The following is a 19694-nucleotide window of genomic DNA, read 5'->3' as shown; positions in this document are numbered from 1 at the left end:
TGGGCCGCATAGCGGCCCCGACGATTTCGGCTCAGAACCCTACACTGGCCTGCACATAGAAGGTCCGCGGCTCACCCACATAGATGCCGGCATTGTTGTCGCTGGAGCGGGTGAAGTACTGCTTGTCGAACAGGTTCTTCACCCCCGCCGCCAGCTTCAGGTTGGACATCTGGGGCCCGAACTCATACCCGCCACGGGCATGCCAGGTCACGTAACCCGGAATATCACCGTACTGCCCATCCGCACTCGGCTCGGTGATGTAGTCGCCGTTGAAGCTGCCATCGGCATTGATCCCGGTACCCGGCGCGCGCTGCTTGGATTGGGCGTAGGCATCCAGGTTCCAGGTCCAGTGGTTGACCGCGTAACGCACCCCGGCAGTGGCCACCTGGCGTGAATAGAACGGCAGGTCACGGCCCTCGAAGCCAGGAATGTCCCCTTCATAAGTAGCGCGGGTATAGGTGTAGCCACCGCTCACCGACAGCCCTTCCAGGCGCGGGTCCAGCCCGTCCAGGTCATAGCGCACCGAGGCCTCGATACCCTGGTGCTTGGTCGCGCCGAGGTTGGTCCAGCCCACGTCGTTGCTGATGTACTGCAGTTCGTCATCGAAGTCGATGTAGAACGCCGTCAGCTCACCGGCAAAGCCGCCATTGTCATAGCGGGTACCGATCTCGTAGGTCTTGGCCTTTTCCGGCTCCAGGCCATTGGCCGTGCTGTTGCCAGTACCACCCTGGCCCAGCTGGAAGTACTGCAGGCTACCGAACGAGGTCTCGTAGTTGGCGAACACCTTCCACGCATCGGAGATGTGGTACATCACGCTCAGCGCCGGCAGTGGCTCGTTGCTGGTGATGCTGCGTTTCTTCTCCGGCACCGGCTGGCCGTTGGCACCGAGCACCGGGCGGTCGCGCCAGTCGGTGTTGATATGCTCGAAGCGGATACCTGGGGTGATGGTCCAGTTACCCACGTCGATCTTGTCGTCGATGTAGTAGGCGCTGGCCTCGGTACCACCGCTGCGGTCCTGGAACACATGGCCGTCGGAGGTCGGGGTCGGCGTCGGCACGTTGTCGATCAGCGCCAGGCGGGTCGACTGCTCACGCATCGCTTCCTTCAGGTAGCGGTAACCCACGCTGACTTCCTGGGTGGTCGGGCCGGCGAAGAAGATCCGCGACAGCCGCGGTTCGATGGCAAAGGTATGGTAGTTGCGCGGGTACGACGACAGGGTCTTCATGTCGCGCGAGGCAATGGAGCTGCCGCGGAAGCTGTCGGTGTAGTAGGTCAGTACTTCGAACTGGGTGGCGTCGTCGAACTGGCGCTGCCACTTGAACGACACGTCCTTGCGCCGGCCGGCAAAGTAGTCGTAGTCGCGCAGCGACTGGTACGGGTTGCTGTCGTATTGCGCCTGGGTCAGGCCGCCAGGCATGTCGGCTCGGCCGTCGTAGTAGTGGAAGTTGAGCCAGAACTCGTCAACGTCGGTCGGCGCCCAGTGGGTCTTGAGGATGACGTCGTCAATGTCGTTGCCGTTGTTGCTTTCACGGTAGCCGTTGCCATTCACCCCGGTGTACAGCAGCGCCACGCCCATGCCGTTGTCCGCCGTGCCGCCGACGAAGGCCGACTCGGTGTGTTTCCAGCCACCATGCTGGGAGGTTTCCAAGGTGGTGGACAGCTCGGCCGAGGCCTTCTCCGGGATCGCCCGGGTAACGAAGTTGATCACCCCGCCGACGTTCTGCGGGCCATAGCGCACGGAACCGGCGCCACGCACCACGTCGATGCTGTCGAGGTTGCCCGAGGAAATCGGCGCCATCGACAGCTGCGGCTGGCCATAGGGCGCGAAGGCGGCCGGGATGCCGTCGATCAGCACCGTGGAGCGTGGCGACAGGCGCGAAGTCAGGCCGCGAACACCCACGTTCAGCGACAGGTCGCTGCCGCCGGTGCCGTTGGAGTCCTGCACCTGCACGCCCGGGATGCCGCGCAGCACGTCGCGCACGTTCATTGCGCCCTTCTCCACCATCGCCTCGCGGCGTACCACGGTGCGCGCGCCGGGGTGGTTCTGCACCACGCTCTGCTGGGCATCGCCCAGCCAGTCACCCACCACCTTGATGTCGGTGGGCGCCAGCTCCAGGCTGCCGGTGGTGAGGGTGCCATCGGCCTGGGCCGGCTTGACCACCACGGTGCCCTGGGACATCTCGTAGGTCAGGCCGCTGCCTTGCAGCAGCTGCTGCAGCGCCTGCTCGGGCGCCAGCTGGCCGGACACCGCCGGGGCCTGCTTGCCGGCCACCAGCTCGGGGCTGAAGAACAGCTGCAGGTTGGTCTGCTGGCCCAGCTGGTTCAGCGCCGAAGCCAAGGGTTGGGCCTGGATCTGGATGGTGCTGCCGGCCTCTGCGGCCTGGCTGTTGACGGCCACGGCGCTGACCGCCAGGGCCAGCGCCAGGGCGCGGAAGCGTGGGAAGGGCTTGTTGTTGTTCACGTCGTCGAAACTTCCTGGAATACGGAATAAACGCCAACCGCATGCAAATGGAAATGCTTGGCAGTTGCAGCTGGCGGGGAAGACGAACGAGCGGAAAAAAACCTGAATCTATTTCGCGATTATTTCGCGCGAGCCATCTTCATGGGCCTTGATGGCCACCGGCAGGATGCTCGGCAAGGCACGCAGCAGCGCGTCGGTGTCGTCGGTGCTGAAGGTGCTGGACAGCCGCAGCTGGGCGACTTTACCGGGGGCGACCCGCAGCGGCTGGCTGCGGTAACGCGAGGCTTCGACCACCACCTCGGCCAGGGTGGCGTTGTCGAACACCAGCCTGCCTTGGCGCCAGGCAGTCAGGGCGCTGGTATTCACCGCATAGGGCGCGGCCACCTGACCTTGTGCATCTATATGCGAGCCCTGGCCCGCCGTGAGCTGCGCCAGCGAGGCGCCCTTGCCCTGCACACGCACCGAGCCCTGCTCCACCGCCACGCGGGTGCTGGCCGGGTCCAGGCGGACGTCGAAACGGGTACCGGTGACAGTCACGCTGCCCTGGGCGGTGTTGACCACGAACGGCCTGCCACTGTCGTGGGCGACGGTGAACATCACCTCACCCGCCATCAGCCGGACATGCCGCTGGCCGGCGCTGAAAGCGACCTGCACTTGCGTGCTGCCGTTGAGTTCAAGGTGCGAACCATCCGGCAGTTCGACCTGGCGGCGTTCGTTGAAGGCAGTCTGCAAGCTGCCCTGGTGATTCAGTTGCTGGTAGTGCCAGCCGCCCCAGCCCAGGCCCAACGCCAGTGCGGCCACGCTGGCGGCCAAGGCCTGGCGCACGAAGCCCCGACGTGGCAACTGGCGTACCGGGGCCGGCTGGCACAGCGCTTCCAGGCGCTGGCGCGGGATGAAGTCGGTGGCCTGCCACAGGCGGGCGAGCTGCTGGTACTCATCACGGTGCCGTGCATCACCTTCCAGCCAGGCGTGCAGCTGCGCCTGCAGCCCGGCATCGCGAGGCGCATCCTGCACCCGGGCGAACCACGCGGCCGCCTGCTCGCGGACGGTATCGGTACCGTGCTGTTTCATCGAAAAGGTCTCCTGACTCATCATGCCGACACATCCAGGTGCTCACGCAGATGCCGTAGCGTGCGGATCATATACTTTTCGACCATGTTCTTGCTCAACCCCATGCGCTCGGCAATCTCGGCCTGGGTCAGGCCTTCGAGCTTCTGCCAGATGAACACCTGCCGGCAATTGAGCGGCAGTTCGGCCAGCGCACGCTCGACACTGTCGGCCAGCTCCAGCGCATGCACGTAGGCCTCGGGGTCGCCACTGGCGGCCACGCCTTCGTCGTAGGCTTCCAGCTCCAGGGCCTGGCGGCGGTCCTCGCGCCGGAAACCATCCACCGCAATATTGCGTGCAGTCTGGTGCAGGTAGGCGCGTGGCTGCTCGACCTGCTCGCGCGGGTTTTCCAGTACCCGGACAAAGGCATCGTGGGTGAGGTCCTCGGCCTGCTGTCGACTGCGCAACTTGCGCGTCCAGGTGCCGATCAGCTCATGGTAGTGGTCGAGGAAGCCTTTGGGTCCGGACACGGTCGGGGTCATCAGGGAGGCAGACAAGGGTGCGAATAGTAATGTTTCTCATCAAACACGGCAATTCCGCCAGTCGGTAACAAAAAATTTATCGCCTTTTTCATGCACGGCGGTGCCAGGAAAATGTGGCCATAAATATGAACACCTGAGGCCCTTTCGCGGGCACGCCCGCTCCCACAGGAACCGCGAGATGCCTGTGGGAGCGGGCGTCCCCGCGAAGGAGCCAACGCGTTCCATTCCACTATTTTTTACGCTTGAAACACTCCGGGGAACATCAGCCGGTCACATGGGTCGGTTATTCAAATGGCAGGTCGTCGATCCGCGTCGATCACGCCCGGATTGCCTGTTGATTCTGCATTCTTCACGCCCTAAAGTGCGCGCCGAACGTCCATGCTGGAAACGATCCATCCGGCTCAAGTACTGAGTAGGCGAACCAAAGTGGGGATACGGAGGACGTTCAGTTTGCAGCCACTTAAATTTTCAGTTTGCCCATGGAGTCCCTGAGCATGTCGATCCAGGTCGAAGACTATTTCGCGCGTGACACCTTCCAGAAAATGAAGGCGTTCGCCGACAAGCAGGAAACCCCGTTCGTACTCATCGACACCCAGATGATCAGCCAGGCCTACGACGACCTGCGTGCTGGTTTCGAATTCGCCAAGGTGTACTACGCGGTCAAGGCCAACCCGGCCGTGGAAATCATCGACCTGCTCAAAGAGAAAGGTTCGAGCTTCGACATCGCCTCGATCTACGAGCTGGACAAGGTGCTGGGCCGCGGCGTCAGCGCCGACCGTATCAGCTACGGCAACACCATCAAGAAGTCCAAGGACATCCGCTACTTCTACGAGAAGGGCGTGCGCCTGTATGCCACCGACTCGGAAGCCGACCTGCGCAACATCGCCAAGGCCGCACCGGGTTCGAAAGTGTACGTACGTATTCTCACCGAAGGCTCGACCACTGCCGACTGGCCGCTGTCGCGTAAATTCGGTTGCCAGACCGACATGGCCATGGACCTGCTGATCCTCGCCCGCGACCTGGGCCTGGTGCCTTACGGCATTTCCTTCCATGTTGGCTCGCAGCAGCGCGACATCAGCGTATGGGATGCTGCCATCGCCAAGGTCAAGGTGATCTTCGAGCGCCTGAAGGAAGAAGACGGCATCGAGCTGAAGCTGATCAACATGGGTGGCGGCTTCCCGGCCAACTACATCACCCGGACCAACAGCCTGGAAACCTACGCCGAAGAGATCATCCGCTTCCTGAAGGAAGACTTCGGTGACGACCTGCCGGAAATCATCCTCGAGCCGGGCCGTTCGCTGATTGCCAACGCCGGTATCCTGGTCAGCGAAGTGGTCCTGGTTGCACGCAAGTCGCGCACCGCCGTCGAGCGCTGGATCTACACCGACGTGGGCAAGTTCTCCGGCCTGATCGAAACCATGGACGAAGCCATCAAGTTCCCGATCTGGACCGAGAAGAAAGGCGAGGCCGAAGAAGTGGTCATCGCCGGCCCAACCTGCGACAGCGCCGACATCATGTACGAAAACTACAAGTACGGCCTGCCGCTGAACCTGGCCATCGGCGACCGCCTGTACTGGCTGTCGACCGGTGCCTACACCACCAGCTACAGCGCAGTGGAATTCAACGGCTTCCCGCCGCTGAAGGCTTACTACCTGTAACGCAAGACGGGGCCGCAAGGCCCCGTTTTCATTTGTGCTTTCCTGTACCGGCCCTATCGCCGGCAAGCCGGCTCCCACAGGTACAGCACAGGCCTGGAGGACAGTGATATCCCTGTGAGAGGCGGCAAGCCAGCGCCTACAGGTACAGCACAGGTCTGGAGGACAGTGATATCCCTGTGAGAGCCGGCAAGCCGGCTTCTACAGGTACAGCACAGGTCTGGAGGACAGTGATATCTCTGTGGGAGCTGGCTTGCCGGCGATAGGGCCAGCACAGGCAACCTCAGTTCCCTCGCCGTTCGATCTCCTCGGCATACCGCGCCGCAAAGGCCATCAACACCGGCCCCGCCCCCTGCAAGGTCACCAGCGCACTGCGCAGGAAATTCATGTTCCCCTCGACCCGCGCCCGTTCCAGCCAAGGCCCGGCTTCCGCCACCTGCCCACGCTCGACCAGCACCAGCCCCAGGCTGAACATGCCTCGAAAGTCCCCCGCCTCGGCCGAACGCCGATACCAGCGCACCGCCCGTGCAGGGTTGGGCGCCGTGGCGATGCCTTGCTCCAGGTAACGCCCGTACAGGTTCATCGACTTGGCATGGCCCATGTGCGCGGCCTTCTCGTAGCACATCAGCGCCTGCGCCTGGTTGGCCGGTATGCCGCGCCCGGTGGCCAGCAGGTTGCCCAGGTTGTACAGCCCCCAGTCCAGCCCTGCATCGGCCGCACGCGCATAGTGGATGGCCGCCTGTGCCTGGCTTGGCTCACCGCCCCAGCCATGCTCCAGGCAACGCCCCAGCATGTTGTGCGCCATGGCACTGCCGCCCTGGGCGGCGATGCCGAACCAGCGCCTGGCCACGGCGGCATCCGCCTGAATGCCGCGCCCGTCGAGCAGGATCTGCCCCAGCAGCAACTGTGCCTCCACCGCGCCCTGCCCGGCCGCCGCCAGGATCGCCTGGGCGGCCTTGCCAGGGCTTTCTTCCAGCATGGCCTGCAAACCGGCCACATCCACTACTTCCTCACGCCGCAACTGATAGGACACGGCTCAGACCTCGGCCCAGCGGCGCAGCAGGTTGTGGTAGGTGCCGGTCAGCTGTAGCAGTGATGGATGCTCCGGCACATCGGCAGTCAGTTGCTGGATGGCATTGTCCATCTCGAACAGCAATGCCCGCTGGCTGTCCTCGCGCACCAGGCTCTGGGTCCAGAAGAACGCGGCGTAACGCTGGCCACGGGTAACCGGGTTGACTTTGTGCAAGCTGGTGCCGGGGTACAGCACCAGGTCACCGGCGGCCAGCTTGACCTGCTGCACGCCATAGGTGTCCTGGATCACCAGCTCGCCGCCGTCGTAGCTGTCCGGATCGCTGAGGAACAGCGTGGAAGACAGGTCGGTGCGCACCCGCTCCGGGCTGCCCTTGGGCTGGCGCAGGGCGTTGTCGATGTGGAAGCCGAAATTGCCGCCTTCGCGGTAGCAGTTGATCAGCGGCGGGAACACCTTGTGCGGCAAGGCTGCTGACATGAAGCGCGGGGTCTGCCACAGGCGGTCGATCAGCGCACTGCCGATCTCCTTGGCCAGCGGGTGACCTTCCGGCAACTGCAGGTTGTGCTTGGCCTTGGCCGACTGGTAGCCGGCCGTGATCTTGCCGTCGGCCCAGTCGGCCTGCTCCAGCGCCTCGCGGATACGGGCCAGTTCATCGGCGTGAAACAGGCCGGGGATGTGAAGCAGCATGGCGGCAGCACCGTTGGAAAATGTAAAGGCGCCAATGATATTGATTCCCTTTTGCGCTTCACAAGCCCCATTCGCCGCTTAAGACGTTTCAGCTTGATGAAACCGTAAAGGCAAATTGTAAAGATTGTAAATTCTTCACGAATGGTAACGACTCTCAATTGTGAGTCACAATTGCTTACATTAAGATCCGCGGCCTTAACACCTTGGGGAAGGTCCTTAGCAATGCGCCAGTACGTACCATCTGCAGTGAGTTCACCACGCCTGATCGTGTCTGCCATCGGTGTCGCCCTCAGCGCTTCGTCGGCCTATGCCGCCGACCCGGCCGCCAGCAGCGCTATCACCCTCGACGCCACCAGCGTCAACGGCAAGGCTGAACAGGCCAGCACCGATTACAAGGTCGACAAGGCCTCTTCGCAGAAGTACACCGCACCGCTGGTAGATACCCCGCGCTCGATCACCGTGATCCCGCAGCAAGTGATCAAGGACACCAGCGCCCTGACCCTGCAGGATGCACTGCGCACCGTGCCGGGCATCACCATGGGTGCCGGCGAAGGTGGCAACCCCTCCGGCGATCGCCCATTCATTCGCGGCTTCGACAGCCAGAGCTCGATGTACCTGGACGGCGTGCGCGATACCGGTTCGCAAACCCGCGAAATCTTCGCCATCGAGTCGGTGGAAGTGGCCAAGGGCCCGAACTCCTCGATCGCTGGCCGCGGCGCTGCCGGTGGCACCATCAACATGGTCAGCAAGCGTGCGCACCTGGGCAATTCGCTCGACGGCGCCTGGACCTGGGGCAGCGATCAGACCCAGCGCTACACCCTGGATGGCAACTATCAGTTCAGCGACAGCGTCGCTGGCCGCCTGAACCTGATGACCCACAAAAGCAACGTCGCCGGCCGCGATGAGGTCAACTACGACCGCTGGGGCGTGGCACCTTCGCTGGTGTTCGGTCTGGGCACCGATACCCGCGTGAGCCTTGACTACTACCACGTGGAAAGCGACGACCTGCCGGATTCGGGTATTCCCTACAGCCTGCGCTCCGGCAGCTCGGCCGCTCGCACCTCGGCCAACCCGGACAAGCCGACCCACGGCGGTGGCAGCAGCAGCAACTACTACGGCCTGGTCGGTCGCGATTTCTCCAAGAGCCGTGCAGATATCTCGACCATCAGCATCGAGCACGACCTGAGCGACTCGCTGACCATCAAGAACACCTTGCGCCATGGCAACACGCTGCAGGACTACATCTACAGCCAGCCAGACGACAGCAAGGGCAACATCCTCAACGGTGAAGTCTGGCGTCGCCCGAACAACCGTGTCGCCAACACCCGCACCACCACCAACCAGACCGACCTGTATGGCGATTTCTACGTTGCTGGCATGAAGAACAGCTTCTCCACCGGTATCGAACTCAGCCGGGAAACATCGGTGAAATCGGGTTATGACGTCACCGGTTTCGGCGCTGGCAGCTGCTCGAGTGCAACAGGCCAGATCTCCGGTGTCTGCACCTCGTTCCCGAACCCCAATCCGCATGAAGAGTGGGACGGTACCATCAGCCGCACCGAAGCCGGTGCCGATACTTCTGGCAACACGCGCGCCATCTACTTCACCGACACGCTGGAGCTCGACCCGGCCTGGTTGCTGACCATGGGCCTGCGTTACGACCACTTCGACACCAAGGTCAAGACCAAAGCGGCCAACGGTTCTACCAGCTTCAAGACCGAAGACACCAGTGAGTTCGTCACTGGCCAACTGGGCCTGACCTGGAAGCCTGCCGAGAACGGCAGCATCTATGTGTCCTATGCCACCTCCGCCACCCCGCCTGGCGCCTCGCTCGGCGAAGGTTCCGACCCCAACGCGGTGCTCACGGCCACCACCTCCAGCGAGCTGAAACCGGAACAAACCACCAACTACGAAATCGGTACCAAGTGGGATCTGCTCGACGAGCGCCTGGCGTTGACCGCAGCCATTTTCCGCACCGAGAAGGAAGACGCTCGTGTACTGGTGGATAACAACACCTACCAGAACATCGGCAAGACCCGTGTCGATGGCCTGGAGCTCAGCGCCAGCGGCAAGCTGACCGACGCCTGGCAAGTATTCGCCGGCTACACCTACCTGGATGCCAAGCTAGTCGACGGCGGCGCGCAGCGGGTCGGCACGGTGTTCATCGATGGTTACAACGATGGCAACCAACTGCCTAACACACCGAACAACAGCCTGACCCTGTGGACCACCTACAACATCACGCCGAAGCTGACCATTGGTGGTGGTGCCTTCTACGTCGATGAAGTGTTCGGCAACACCACCAACAGCGTGATGGTCGACTCGTACTGGCGCTACGACGCCATGGCCAGCTACAAGCTGACCAAGCACGTCGACCTGCAGTTGAACGTGCAGAACCTCACCAACGAGGTCTACTACGACAAGGCCTACAGTGCGCACTATGCCAACCAGGCCGCCGGGCGGACTGCGCTGTTGACCACCAGCTTCCACTTCTGATGCCGGGATGGGGTTGATCTGCTCGGAAAGGCTGCTCCTGTAACGGCCTCTTCGCGGGCTTGCCCGCTCCCACAGGTACTCCACAGGGTTCAAGTGCTGTGCAGTTCCTGTGGGAGCGGGCAAGCCCGCGAAGAGGCCAGTACAGGAGACCACCAGAAGAAGCCCCCGCCCCGTTCATTCCCGTGAGCGGGGCTTTTGCGTATCAAGGCATAATGCACGCCGCGCAGTGTGCGGCAGAAACACAAGGTGATCATGTGGTGAAGAAGACGCTGTTCCAATTGCACTGGTTCTTTGGCATCACCGCTGGCCTGGTGCTGGCCTTGATGGGTATCACCGGGGCCTTGTACTCGTTTCAGGAAGAACTGCTGCGCGCGCTGAATGCCGATGTCCTGAAGGTCCAGGTGCGCCCGGAGGGCGTGCTGCCCCCGGCCGAACTGGTCCAGCGGGTCGAGGCCCAGCAGCACGACAAGGTGGCGATGCTGTGGGTCGATGTACGCGAAGGCAACGCCGCACGCGTCTTCTTCACCCCACCGCCAGGCGAGCGCCGTGGCCAGCTGCGCTATGCCGACCCGTATACCGGCGAACTCAAGGGAGAAGTGGCCGGGCAAGGCTTCTTCAACCTCATGCTCAACCTGCACCGCTTCCTGGCCATGGGCGACAGCGGCCGGCAGATCACCGGTGCCTGCACCCTGATGCTGGTGTTCTTCTGCCTCTCCGGCCTGTACCTGCGCTGGCCGCGCAAGGCGCTGGACTGGCGCACCTGGCTGACCTTCGACTGGGCCAAGAAAGGCCGCGCCTTCAACTGGGACCTGCATGCGGTGGCCGGCACCTGGTGCCTGCTGTTCTACCTGCTGTTCGCCCTGACCGGGCTGTTCTGGTCCTACGAGTGGTACCGCGAGGGCCTGAACAAGCTGCTGGCCGACGCGCCGGCCGCCGGCCAGCAGCAAAAGCGCGGCGAAGGCCGGGGCCGCCACGGGCCGCAGAAGATCGACAAGAACGCCCCGCCGCTGGTGGTCGACTACGACGCGATCTGGGCCAACCTCAAGGACGCTGCCGGCCCGGGCCTGGCCATGTACAACCTGCGCCTGCCACCGGTAGGCGGCCAGCCGGCCAACCTGTTCTACCTGCTGGACAACGCCGACCACCCACGTGCCTTCAACACCCTGGTACTGGACCCGGCCAGCGGCCAGGTGAAACGACATGACCGCTACACCGACAAGTCCTTCAAGGCCCAGCTGCTGCAGAGCGTCTACGCCCTGCACGTGGGCGAATACTTCGGCCTGCCGGGGCGCATCATCGTCACCATCGCCAGCCTGACCATGCCGCTGTTCTTCGTCACCGGCTGGCTGCTGTACCTCGACCGCCGTCGCAAGAAGCGCCAGGTACGTGCCGCCCGTGGCAACGTCACCAGCAACACTTCCAGCGGCGACAGCTGGCTGATCGGCTTTGCCAGCCAGAGCGGGCTTGCCGAACAACTGGCCTGGCAGAGCGCCGGGCAGCTTCAGGCCGCCGGCCTTCCAGTGCAGGTACGCGCCCTGGCAGAACTGGGTGAAAGCGACCTGCGCCAGGCCCGCCGTGCACTGTTCGTGGTCAGCACCTTCGGTGACGGCGAAGCCCCCGACAGCGCCCGCGCCTTCGAGCGCAAGGTGCTCGGCCAGCCTTGGGCGCTGGACAACCTCAGCTATGCCCTGCTCGCCCTCGGTGACCGCCAGTATCCGCACTTCTGCGGCTTCGCCCGCCGCCTGCAGGCATGGCTGGGTGAACGCGGTGCCAGCAGTGCGTTCAGCCCGGTGGAAGTGGACAACGCCGACCAGGCCGCGCTGCAGCAGTGGCAGCAGGAACTGGCGCAACTGACCGGCGCCCAGCCAGTGGCCGCCTGGCGGCCGCTGAGCTTCGGCAACTGGTCGCTGGTGCGCCGCGAACTGCTCAACCCGGGCAGCCAGGGCCAGCCGGTGTACCTGCTGGGCCTGCGACCGGAACAGCCCGCCAGCTGGGAAGCCGGCGACCTGGTGGAGATCTTGCCGCTCAACGGCCAGCCGAGGATCGACGCCTTCCTCGATGGCATGGCGCTGGATGCCGGGGCCAAGGTGCAAGTGAATGGCCTGGACGAAACCCTCGCCCAGGCGCTGGCCGGCCGGCAGTTGCCGACCCGTCGCGATCACCTGGTCGGTTTGCAGCCACAGGCGCTGGTCGACGCCCTGGTGCCGATCGGCAGCCGCGAATACTCGATTGCCTCGATCGCCAGCGATGGCGTGCTGGAGCTGATCGTGCGCCAGGAACGCCATGCTGATGGCAACCTGGGCCTGGGTTCCGGCTGGCTGACCGAATACCTGCCGCTTGACGGTACGCTGAGCCTGCGTTTGCGGCGCAACAGCAGCTTCCACCTGCCGGAAACGGCTGCACCGCTGGTGTTGATTGGCAACGGCACCGGCCTGGCCGGCCTGCGCAGCCTGCTCCGCGCGCGGGTGAATGCTGGCGAGCAGCGCAACTGGCTGCTGTTCGGCGAGCGTAACCGGGCGCACGACCTGCTGTGCGGCAACGAGCTGCAAGGCTGGCTGGACAACGGCGACCTGGCACGCCTGGACCTCGCATTTTCGCGGGATCAGGCCGACAAGGTGTATGTGCAGGATGTGTTGCTGCAACAGGCTGAAGAGCTCAAGCGCTGGGTCGCGGATGGCGCCTGTGTGTATGTCTGCGGCAGCCTGCAAGGCATGGCTGCCGGCGTGGATGCGGCGCTCAACGGCATCCTCGGGGAAGCGGTTGTGCAGCAGCTGATCGAGGATGGGCGGTATCGGCGGGATGTGTACTGATCTTGCATTGATGTAGCCAGCACTGGCCTCTTCGCGGGCCTGCCCGCTCCCACAGGATACTCACAGATCTCGAAAGCTGTGCAGTACCTGTGGGAGCGGGCAAGCCCGCGAAGAGGCCGGTACAGCTTCAGTGCAGCTCGAAGGTGTCAGCATCCAGGTTGGCCGGGAACTTGGCCCGGTAGGCCGCCAGCTCCGCCGCGCTCAACACCGCGGTGAACACCCCGTCGGCCTCCCCGGCACTGAGCAGGCTCTCGCCCTGGAAGTCCAGCACCTGGCTGTCGCCGGAATAGGCAAAGCCCTTGCCGTCGGTGCCCACCCGGTTCACCGCCGCCACATAGCACAGGTTCTCGATACCCCGCGCCGGCAACAGGCGGTTCCAGTGCTGGCGGCGCGCAGCCGGCCAGTTGGCGGTGTACAGCAACAGGTCGGTGTCCTGGGCATCACGGCTCCACACCGGGAAGCGCAGGTCGTAGCAGATCAGCGGGCGAATCCGCCAGCCCTTGAGCTCGAACTGCACCTGGCGCTCACCTGGGGTGTAATGCTTGTGCTCACCGGCCATGCGGAACAGGTGGCGCTTGTCGTAGTGCAGGATCTCGCCATCCGGCCGGGCCCACAGCAGGCGGTTGCGGTGGCTGCCATCAGCGGCCTGGATGATCACGCTGCCGGTAATTACCGTGTTGTACTTCTTCGCCTGGGCCTTCAGCCATTTGTAGGTCGGGCCGTTTTCCGGCTCGCACAGGCTTTCCGATTGCATGGAAAAACCGGTAGTGAACATTTCCGGCAGGATCACCAGGTCCACTTCGCCCACCTGCTCCAGCAGCACCTCGAAGTGCGCATAGTTGGCCTCGCGGTCGTGCCAGGCCAGGGTGGTCTGCACCAGGGCGACTTTCAGGTTCGGCAGTGTACTCAGATCGCGCATAGTTTTTCCGCTGCCTGACGCAGCGTCTCCTCTCGTTTGGCAAAGCACAGGCGAACCAGGCGTTGCTCGGGGATGGGTTGCTGGTAGAACACCGACACCGGGATGGTCGCCACGCCGTGCTCACGGGTCAGCCACAGCGACATGTCGACATCGTTCAGGTCCGGGCGGATCTGCGAATAGTCCACCAGCTGGAAATAGGTACCCGCCGTGCGGGTGAAACGGAACTGCGAGCCCTCCAGCAAGCCGCAGAACAAGTCTCGCTTGGCCTGGTAGAAGGCCGGCAGTTCATCGATATGCTCGGGGTGCTCGGCCATGAAATCGGCCAGGGCGCACTGCAGCGGGGTCACCCCGCAGAAGTTGACGTACTGGTGTACCTTGCGCAGCTCGGCACTCAGCGCCGGCGGGGCGATCACATAGCCGGTCTTCCAGCCGGTAACGTGATAAGTCTTGCCGAACGAGCTGACCACGAAGGCGCGTTGATACAGTTGCTCGTGGGCCAACACGCTGGCATGGCGCACGCCGTCGTAGACCAGGTGTTCATACACTTCATCGCTGACCAGGTAGATATCGCGATCAGCGATAAGCCGGGCCAATTGGTCGAGGTCTTCCCGGGTAATCAGCGCACCGCTGGGGTTGTGCGGTGAATTGAGGATCACCATGCGCGTGCGCGGGCTGAGGGCATCGCTGAACTTCTGCCAGCCGATGCGGAAATCGCCGTCGCTCAGCTGTACATGCACGCAGCGCCCACCGGCCAGTTCCACGGACGGCTCGTAGCTGTCGTAGCAAGGATCGAAGACGATTACCTCGTCACCGGCATGCACCACTGCCTGGATGGCGCAGAAGATCGCCTCGGTGGCGCCAGGGGTGATGGTCACTTCCTGGTCGGCATCCACCTGCGCGCCATACAGCCGCGCGACCTTGGCCGCCACCTGCTGGCGCAGGGCCGGCAAGCCGGTCATCGGCGAATACTGGTTATGCCCGGCAGCCACATGCCGGCCGACTGCATCGAGCAGCGCCTGCGGGCCATTGAAGTCGGGGAAACCTTGCGACAGGTTGAGCGCGCCCGTCTGCACGGCGAGCTGGGACATGGTGGTGAAGATGGTCGTGCCGACATTCGGCAGTTTGCTGCGGATCATGGAGCCCTCTTTCCTGGGGTGTATCCGGCACGGGGTGGAGTCCGAGCATAGCGGATCGAGCGGTCAGGAAAAAGGTTGAAACAATAGGGGGATTTGCGCTGGATCAAAGGGCCTCTTCGTGGGCTTGCCCGCTCCCACAGGTACTGCATGAAGCTCAAGGGTTGTGCAGTACCTGTGGGAGCGGGCAAGCCCGCGAAGAAGCTGACGCGGAATCAGCGCTTGTCGCGGCGCTTCTTCTCGGCCTTCTTGTGGTGCGACATCAGGCGGCGCTTCTTGTTGACCTGGCGGTCGGTGAGGGTGTTCTTCTTGCCCTCGTACGGGTTCTCACCGCCCTTGTACTCGATGCGGATCGGCGTACCGACCAGCTTCAGCACACGCCGGTAGGTGTTCTCCAGGTAACGCGAGTACGACTTCGGAATTTTGTCGGTCTGGTTGCCGTGGATCACGATCAGCGGCGGGTTGGCACCACCAAGGTGGGCATAGCGCAGCTTGATGCGGCGGCCGTTGACCAGCGGCGGCTGGTGCTCGCTCACGGCATCTTCGAGGATCTGCGTCAGGCGGCTGGTCGGCCAGCGGGTTACCGCCGACTTGAACGCGGCCTGCACCGACTTGTACAGGTGGCCCACGCCGGTGCCGTGCAGGGCAGAGATGAAGTGAATATCGGCGAAATCGACGAAGAACAGCCGGCGCTCCAGCTCGGTCTTCACGTAGTCACGCTCGCCCGGCTCCATGCCGTCCCACTTGTTCAGGGCGATGACGATGGCACGGCCGGCTTCCAGGGCGAAGCCCAGCAGGTTCAGGTCGTGGTCCACCACGCCTTCGCGGGCGTCCATGACGAAGATCACCACGTTGGCGTCCTTGATCGCCTGCAGCGTCTTCACCACCGAGAACTTCTCGACTTCCTCGTGGATCTTGCCGCGCTTGCGCACGCCGGCGGTGTCGATGAAGGTGTACTTCTCGTCATCGCGCTCGAACGGGATGTAGATACTGTCGCGGGTGGTGCCAGGCTGGTCGTACACCACCACGCGCTCTTCGCCGAGCATGCGGTTGACCAGGGTCGATTTGCCGACGTTGGGGCGGCCGATGATGGCGATCTTGATGCCATCCTTCTCGCTCGGGCCCGGGATGCGCACCGCTTCCTCGCCTTCGGCGACTTCGGCGTCCAGCGCTTCCTCGACCTGGTCGCGTGGCAGGTGGCCGAGCACGGCCTCCATCAGCGCATTGATGCCGCGGCCCTGGGAGCCGGCCACCGGGATGGCGTTGCCCATGCCCAGCGGCGAGAACTCGGCGCGTGCCACATCGGCATCGATGTTGTCGATCTTGTTGGCAACCAGGATCGCTTCCTTGTTCCGCTTGCGCAGGTGCTCGGCGATCATCTGGTCGGCAGCGGTCATGCCGGCACGGGCATCGACCAGAAACAGCACATAGTCGGCTTCTTCGATGGCCATGAGCGACTGCTCGGCCATTTTCTCGTCCATGCCCACTTCGTCACCGGTGATACCGCCGGTGTCGATCAGGATGAAGGAGCGACCCTGCCAGCTGGCATCACCATACTGGCGGTCACGGGTCAGGCCCGACAGGTCACCGACGATGGCATCGCGGGTCTTGGTCAGGCGGTTGAACATGGTGGATTTGCCGACGTTCGGGCGGCCCACCAGGGCGATTACGGGAACCATTCGGCTCTCCACTCTTGAATTCTTGAAAATGCAAAGGCCGCTGCAAGGCAGCGGCCGGAGTTCGGGCGGCGTGTCCTACGCCGCGGCTTGAAGCCCGCCAAGGCTTCAAGCATAGCTTCAGCGGATGGTCAGTGCCTCGAGCTTGCCGCTGTTGCCGAAGACGTAGATGGTGTCGCCGACCACAAGTGGGCGGGCACGCAGGCCATCACTGTCGATACGCTCACGGCCGACGAAGCGGCCATCGACCTGGCTCAGCAGGTGCAGGTAACCCTCGAAGTCGCCCACCGCCACGTAGCTGGAGAACACTTCAGGCGCGGTCAGCTGGCGGCGAGCCATGGTGTCGTTGGTCCACAGGGCGCTGGACGAGCGCTCGTCGACGCTTTCGACAGTACCGGAAGCTTCGCTGACATAGACGTTACCGTAGCCCTGGGCGACACCCACGTAGCTGGAGGCATCACGCTGCCACAGCACGCGGCCGCTTTCCAGGTCCAGGCCCGCGACGCGGCCCTGGTAGGTACTGACGTACAGGGTACCACCCGACAGCAGCAGGCCGCCGTCGATATCGACCACGCGGTCCAGCTCGGAACGGCCCTGCGGAATCGCCACACGGCTTTCCCACACCGGCACGCCGTTGTTGATGTCCACCGCCACCACCTTGCCGGTGGACAGGCCGGCGACGGCCAGGCGGTTGGTGGCGATCGGCGCGCCGGTGCCACGCAGGGTCAGCACGGCCGGGGTGTTTTCGTAGATCCAGCGACGGTCGCCAGTGGCGGCATCCAGGCCGATCAGGCGATCGTCCTGGGTCTGCACCACCACCACCTCACCGTTGTTGGCAGGCGGGGCCAGCACTTCGCTGGTCACGCGGGAGCGCCAGCGCTCCTCACCGGTGCTGGAGTCCAGGGCGATGACTTCACCCTTGAGGGTACCGATCATGACGAGGCCGTAGCCCACGCCGACAGCGCCGGAAACCGGCAGCTCGAGGTCCTTCTTCCACACCACGTCGCCGGTGATGCGGTCGAGGGCGAAGACTTCGCCGTTGACGTCGGAGGCGTAGATACGGTCGTTCTCGATGGCCGGTACCAGGGTGTTGTAGGTCTCACCCTGGCCGTCACCGATCGAACGGCTCCACTGCTTCTTCAGCACCACTTCCTCGGTGAACTTGGTCAGCTCGGCCGGAGGCAGTTCCTTCTTGCTGTTGCTGCTGCAACCTGCGGCCAGTACGGCCAGGGTCAGCACTGCTGCATGTTTCCAACCGATCACTTACGCGTCCCCTTTGGCCAAGTCATCCAGCTTCAATTGCAGGCCACCGACCGCCGCCTCATCGGACAACGCAGCCTTGGCTTTCTCGTAAGCGCTGTGCGCGTCGTCGGCGCGACCCAGTTGCACCAGCAGGTCACCTTTCAACTCTTCGCGGCTGGCCAGGAAGGCTTTGTCGGCGTCGCCGTCGAGCAGCTTGAGGGCGTCCTCGGCCTTGTTCTGGGCGGCCAGCACACGAGCCAGGCGCTGACGCGAAATTTCGCCCAGGGTGGCATCGGCCGGCTTGTCCAGCACGCTCTTCAGCTCGGCAGCAGCGTCGTCGAGCTTGCCGGTCTCGACCGCGACCTTGGCCACGAACAGGCTGCCGTACTGGGCGTAGGCGGTACCGCCGAACTCGCTCTTGAGCTTGCCGGCCAGTTCCGCGACCTTGGTCGCGTCAGGCTGGCCAGTCGGCGTCAGGCTGGTCTCCAGCAAGGCCTGGTACAGCTGCGAGGCACCTTGCGACTGATTGTTCTGGTACTTGTGCCAGGTATTCCAGCCCAACACCACCACGCCAGCCAACAGGGCACCGGTCAGCAGCGGCTTGCCGTTGCGGTTCCACCAGTCCTTGACCCCTGCCAGTTCATCATCGGTACTCGACACCCCAATACTCCTTTTCGCCTATTCGCTTGTTGAACCGCGTTACGCCTGAGCGATCGCGGTTTCCAGGTGCTCAGCCAGAGCATCCCAGGCAATGTTCTGTTGTTCGCCCTGACCACGCAGGGGCTTGAAGCCGATCTCTTGCTTGGCCAGTTCGTCGTCGCCGAGGATCAGGGCGAACAGCGCGCCGCTCTTGTCGGCTTTCTTGAACTGGCTCTTGAAGCTGCCACCGCCGGCGTTGACTGCCAGACGCAGGCCCGGCAGGCGGTCGCGCAGGCCTTCGGACAGGCGCAGGCCTGCCAGTTCCGCCTGTTCGCCAAAGGCGCACAGATAGACGTCGATCTGGCGGCTGATGGACTCGGGCACCTTGCCCAGGGTTTCCAGCAGCAGGATCAGGCGCTCGATGCCCATGGCGAAACCGACGCCCGGGGTCGGCTTGCCGCCCATCTGTTCGACCAGGCCGTCATAACGGCCGCCGGCGCAGACGGTGCCCTGGGCGCCGAGCTTGTCGGTTACCCACTCGAACACGGTCTTGCTGTAGTAGTCCAGGCCACGCACCAGCTTGGTGTTGATCACGAACGGAATGCCGGCAGCGTCCAGGCGGGCCTTGAGGCCCTCGAAGTGCACGCGCGACTCTTCGTCCAGGTAGTCTTCCAGCTTCGGCGCGCCGACCAGCACCGCCTGGGTGTTCTGGTCCTTGCTGTCGAGGATGCGCAGCGGGTTGCTCTTCAGGCGGCGCTGGCTGTCTTCGTCCAGTTGCTCCAGGCGCGCCGAGAGGAACTCGACCAGCGCATCACGGTAGCGTGCACGGGCTTCGCTGGTGCCCAGGCTGTTGAGTTCCAGCTTGACCGCGTCCTGGATACCCAGCAGGCCCCACAGGCGCCAGGTCAGCATGATCAGCTCGGCGTCGATGTCCGGGCCGTCGAGGTTGAACACTTCCACGCCAATCTGGTGGAACTGGCGGTAGCGGCCCTTCTGCGGGCGCTCGTGGCGGAACATCTGGCCGATGTACCACAGTTTCTGCACCTGGCCGTTGCCGGTGATGCCATGCTCGAGCACGGCACGCACGCAGGCGGCAGTGCCTTCGGGGCGCAGGGTCAGCGAATCGCCGTTGCGGTCCTCGAAGGTGTACATCTCTTTTTCGACGATGTCGGTGACTTCACCGATGGAGCGCTTGAACAGCTCGGTGAACTCGACGATCGGCGTGCGGATCTGGCTGTACCCGTAGGTGTCCAGCAGGCCGGCCACGGTGCCTTCGAAGTAGCGCCACAGCGGCGACTGTTCTGGCAGGATGTCGTTCATGCCACGGATGGCTTGCAGCGATTTGCTCACGAAAAGT

The 19694-nt window shown here is 63.7% G+C and carries 14 protein-coding genes; 3 read left to right on the top strand and 11 right to left on the bottom strand.

Annotation, left to right across the window (positions count from 1 at the left end):
* Positions 1-31: 31 nt before the first annotated feature.
* From CAG22_RS10495 to CAG22_RS10485, 3 genes are all read right to left on the bottom strand, one after another.
* On the bottom strand, positions 32-2461 hold the full coding sequence (locus CAG22_RS10495; RefSeq protein ID WP_085705441.1) for a TonB-dependent siderophore receptor: 2430 nt from the start codon (positions 2459-2461) through the stop codon (positions 32-34).
* A gap of 108 nt (positions 2462-2569) precedes the next feature.
* Entirely contained in the window at positions 2570-3532 is a 963-nt protein-coding gene (locus CAG22_RS10490) for a FecR family protein (protein WP_085705440.1), read from the bottom strand.
* A 20-nt stretch (positions 3533-3552) separates the two neighbouring features.
* Positions 3553-4050 carry a sigma-70 family RNA polymerase sigma factor gene (locus tag CAG22_RS10485; protein ID WP_085705439.1) on the bottom strand — a complete coding sequence of 166 codons (498 nt, stop codon included), beginning with the start codon at positions 4048-4050 and terminating at the stop codon, positions 3553-3555.
* A gap of 494 nt (positions 4051-4544) precedes the next feature.
* Here CAG22_RS10485 and CAG22_RS10480 point away from each other — a divergent pair, with 494 nt between their 5' ends.
* Positions 4545-5708, top strand: coding sequence for a type III PLP-dependent enzyme (locus CAG22_RS10480; protein WP_025337787.1), 1164 nt, complete (start codon positions 4545-4547; stop codon positions 5706-5708).
* A 280-nt stretch (positions 5709-5988) separates the two neighbouring features.
* Here the strand turns inward: CAG22_RS10480 and CAG22_RS10475 are convergent, their stop codons facing one another.
* Complete coding sequence (locus tag CAG22_RS10475) at positions 5989-6738, bottom strand: tetratricopeptide repeat protein (protein ID WP_085587456.1); 750 nt, start codon at positions 6736-6738, stop codon at positions 5989-5991.
* 3 nt (positions 6739-6741) lie between these two features.
* Entirely contained in the window at positions 6742-7422 is a 681-nt protein-coding gene (locus tag CAG22_RS10470; RefSeq protein WP_085587454.1) for a Fe2+-dependent dioxygenase, read from the bottom strand.
* A gap of 222 nt (positions 7423-7644) precedes the next feature.
* Here CAG22_RS10470 and CAG22_RS10465 point away from each other — a divergent pair, with 222 nt between their 5' ends.
* Together CAG22_RS10465 and CAG22_RS10460 are read left to right on the top strand one after the other, a co-directional pair.
* Positions 7645-9918 carry a TonB-dependent siderophore receptor gene (locus CAG22_RS10465; RefSeq protein ID WP_085705438.1) on the top strand — a complete coding sequence of 758 codons (2274 nt, stop codon included), beginning with the start codon at positions 7645-7647 and terminating at the stop codon, positions 9916-9918.
* Between the two features lie 254 nt (positions 9919-10172).
* Positions 10173-12728, top strand: coding sequence for a sulfite reductase flavoprotein subunit alpha (locus tag CAG22_RS10460; RefSeq protein WP_085705437.1), 2556 nt, complete (start codon positions 10173-10175; stop codon positions 12726-12728).
* Between the two features lie 127 nt (positions 12729-12855).
* On the opposite strand, the gene CAG22_RS10450 is transcribed toward CAG22_RS10460, so the two are convergent.
* The 6 genes from CAG22_RS10450 to hisS form a co-directional block, all read right to left on the bottom strand.
* Positions 12856-13647, bottom strand: a complete 792-nt coding sequence (locus CAG22_RS10450) for an amidohydrolase (protein WP_015269022.1) — start codon at positions 13645-13647, stop codon at positions 12856-12858.
* Entirely contained in the window at positions 13635-14783 is a 1149-nt protein-coding gene (locus CAG22_RS10445; protein WP_085705436.1) for a pyridoxal phosphate-dependent aminotransferase, read from the bottom strand. The genes CAG22_RS10450 and CAG22_RS10445 overlap by 13 nt, the downstream gene beginning before the upstream one ends.
* A gap of 212 nt (positions 14784-14995) precedes the next feature.
* Positions 14996-16459: a ribosome biogenesis GTPase Der gene (gene der / locus CAG22_RS10440; RefSeq protein WP_025337780.1), complete on the bottom strand. Its 1464-nt coding sequence runs from the start codon at positions 16457-16459 to the stop codon at positions 14996-14998.
* Positions 16460-16576: 117 nt separating this feature from the next.
* The gene (bamB, locus tag CAG22_RS10435; protein WP_025337779.1) at positions 16577-17719 is read right to left on the bottom strand and encodes an outer membrane protein assembly factor BamB; all 1143 of its coding nucleotides are present in this window, start codon (positions 17717-17719) and stop codon (positions 16577-16579) included.
* Positions 17720-18358, bottom strand: coding sequence for a tetratricopeptide repeat protein (locus CAG22_RS10430; protein WP_015269019.1), 639 nt, complete (start codon positions 18356-18358; stop codon positions 17720-17722). It abuts the gene before it with no gap.
* 39 nt (positions 18359-18397) lie between these two features.
* The gene (hisS, locus tag CAG22_RS10425; RefSeq protein WP_075043833.1) at positions 18398-19687 is read right to left on the bottom strand and encodes a histidine--tRNA ligase; all 1290 of its coding nucleotides are present in this window, start codon (positions 19685-19687) and stop codon (positions 18398-18400) included.
* Positions 19688-19694 lie beyond the last annotated feature (7 nt).

Origin of the sequence: Pseudomonas sp. B8(2017) (assembly GCF_002113575.1) — a bacterium.
GTDB classification, from domain to species: Bacteria; Pseudomonadota; Gammaproteobacteria; order Pseudomonadales; family Pseudomonadaceae; genus Aquipseudomonas; species Aquipseudomonas putida_Z.
The sequence above is the reverse complement of the archived record's forward strand: the minus strand, read 5'-3'. Positions and strand labels throughout refer to the sequence as shown.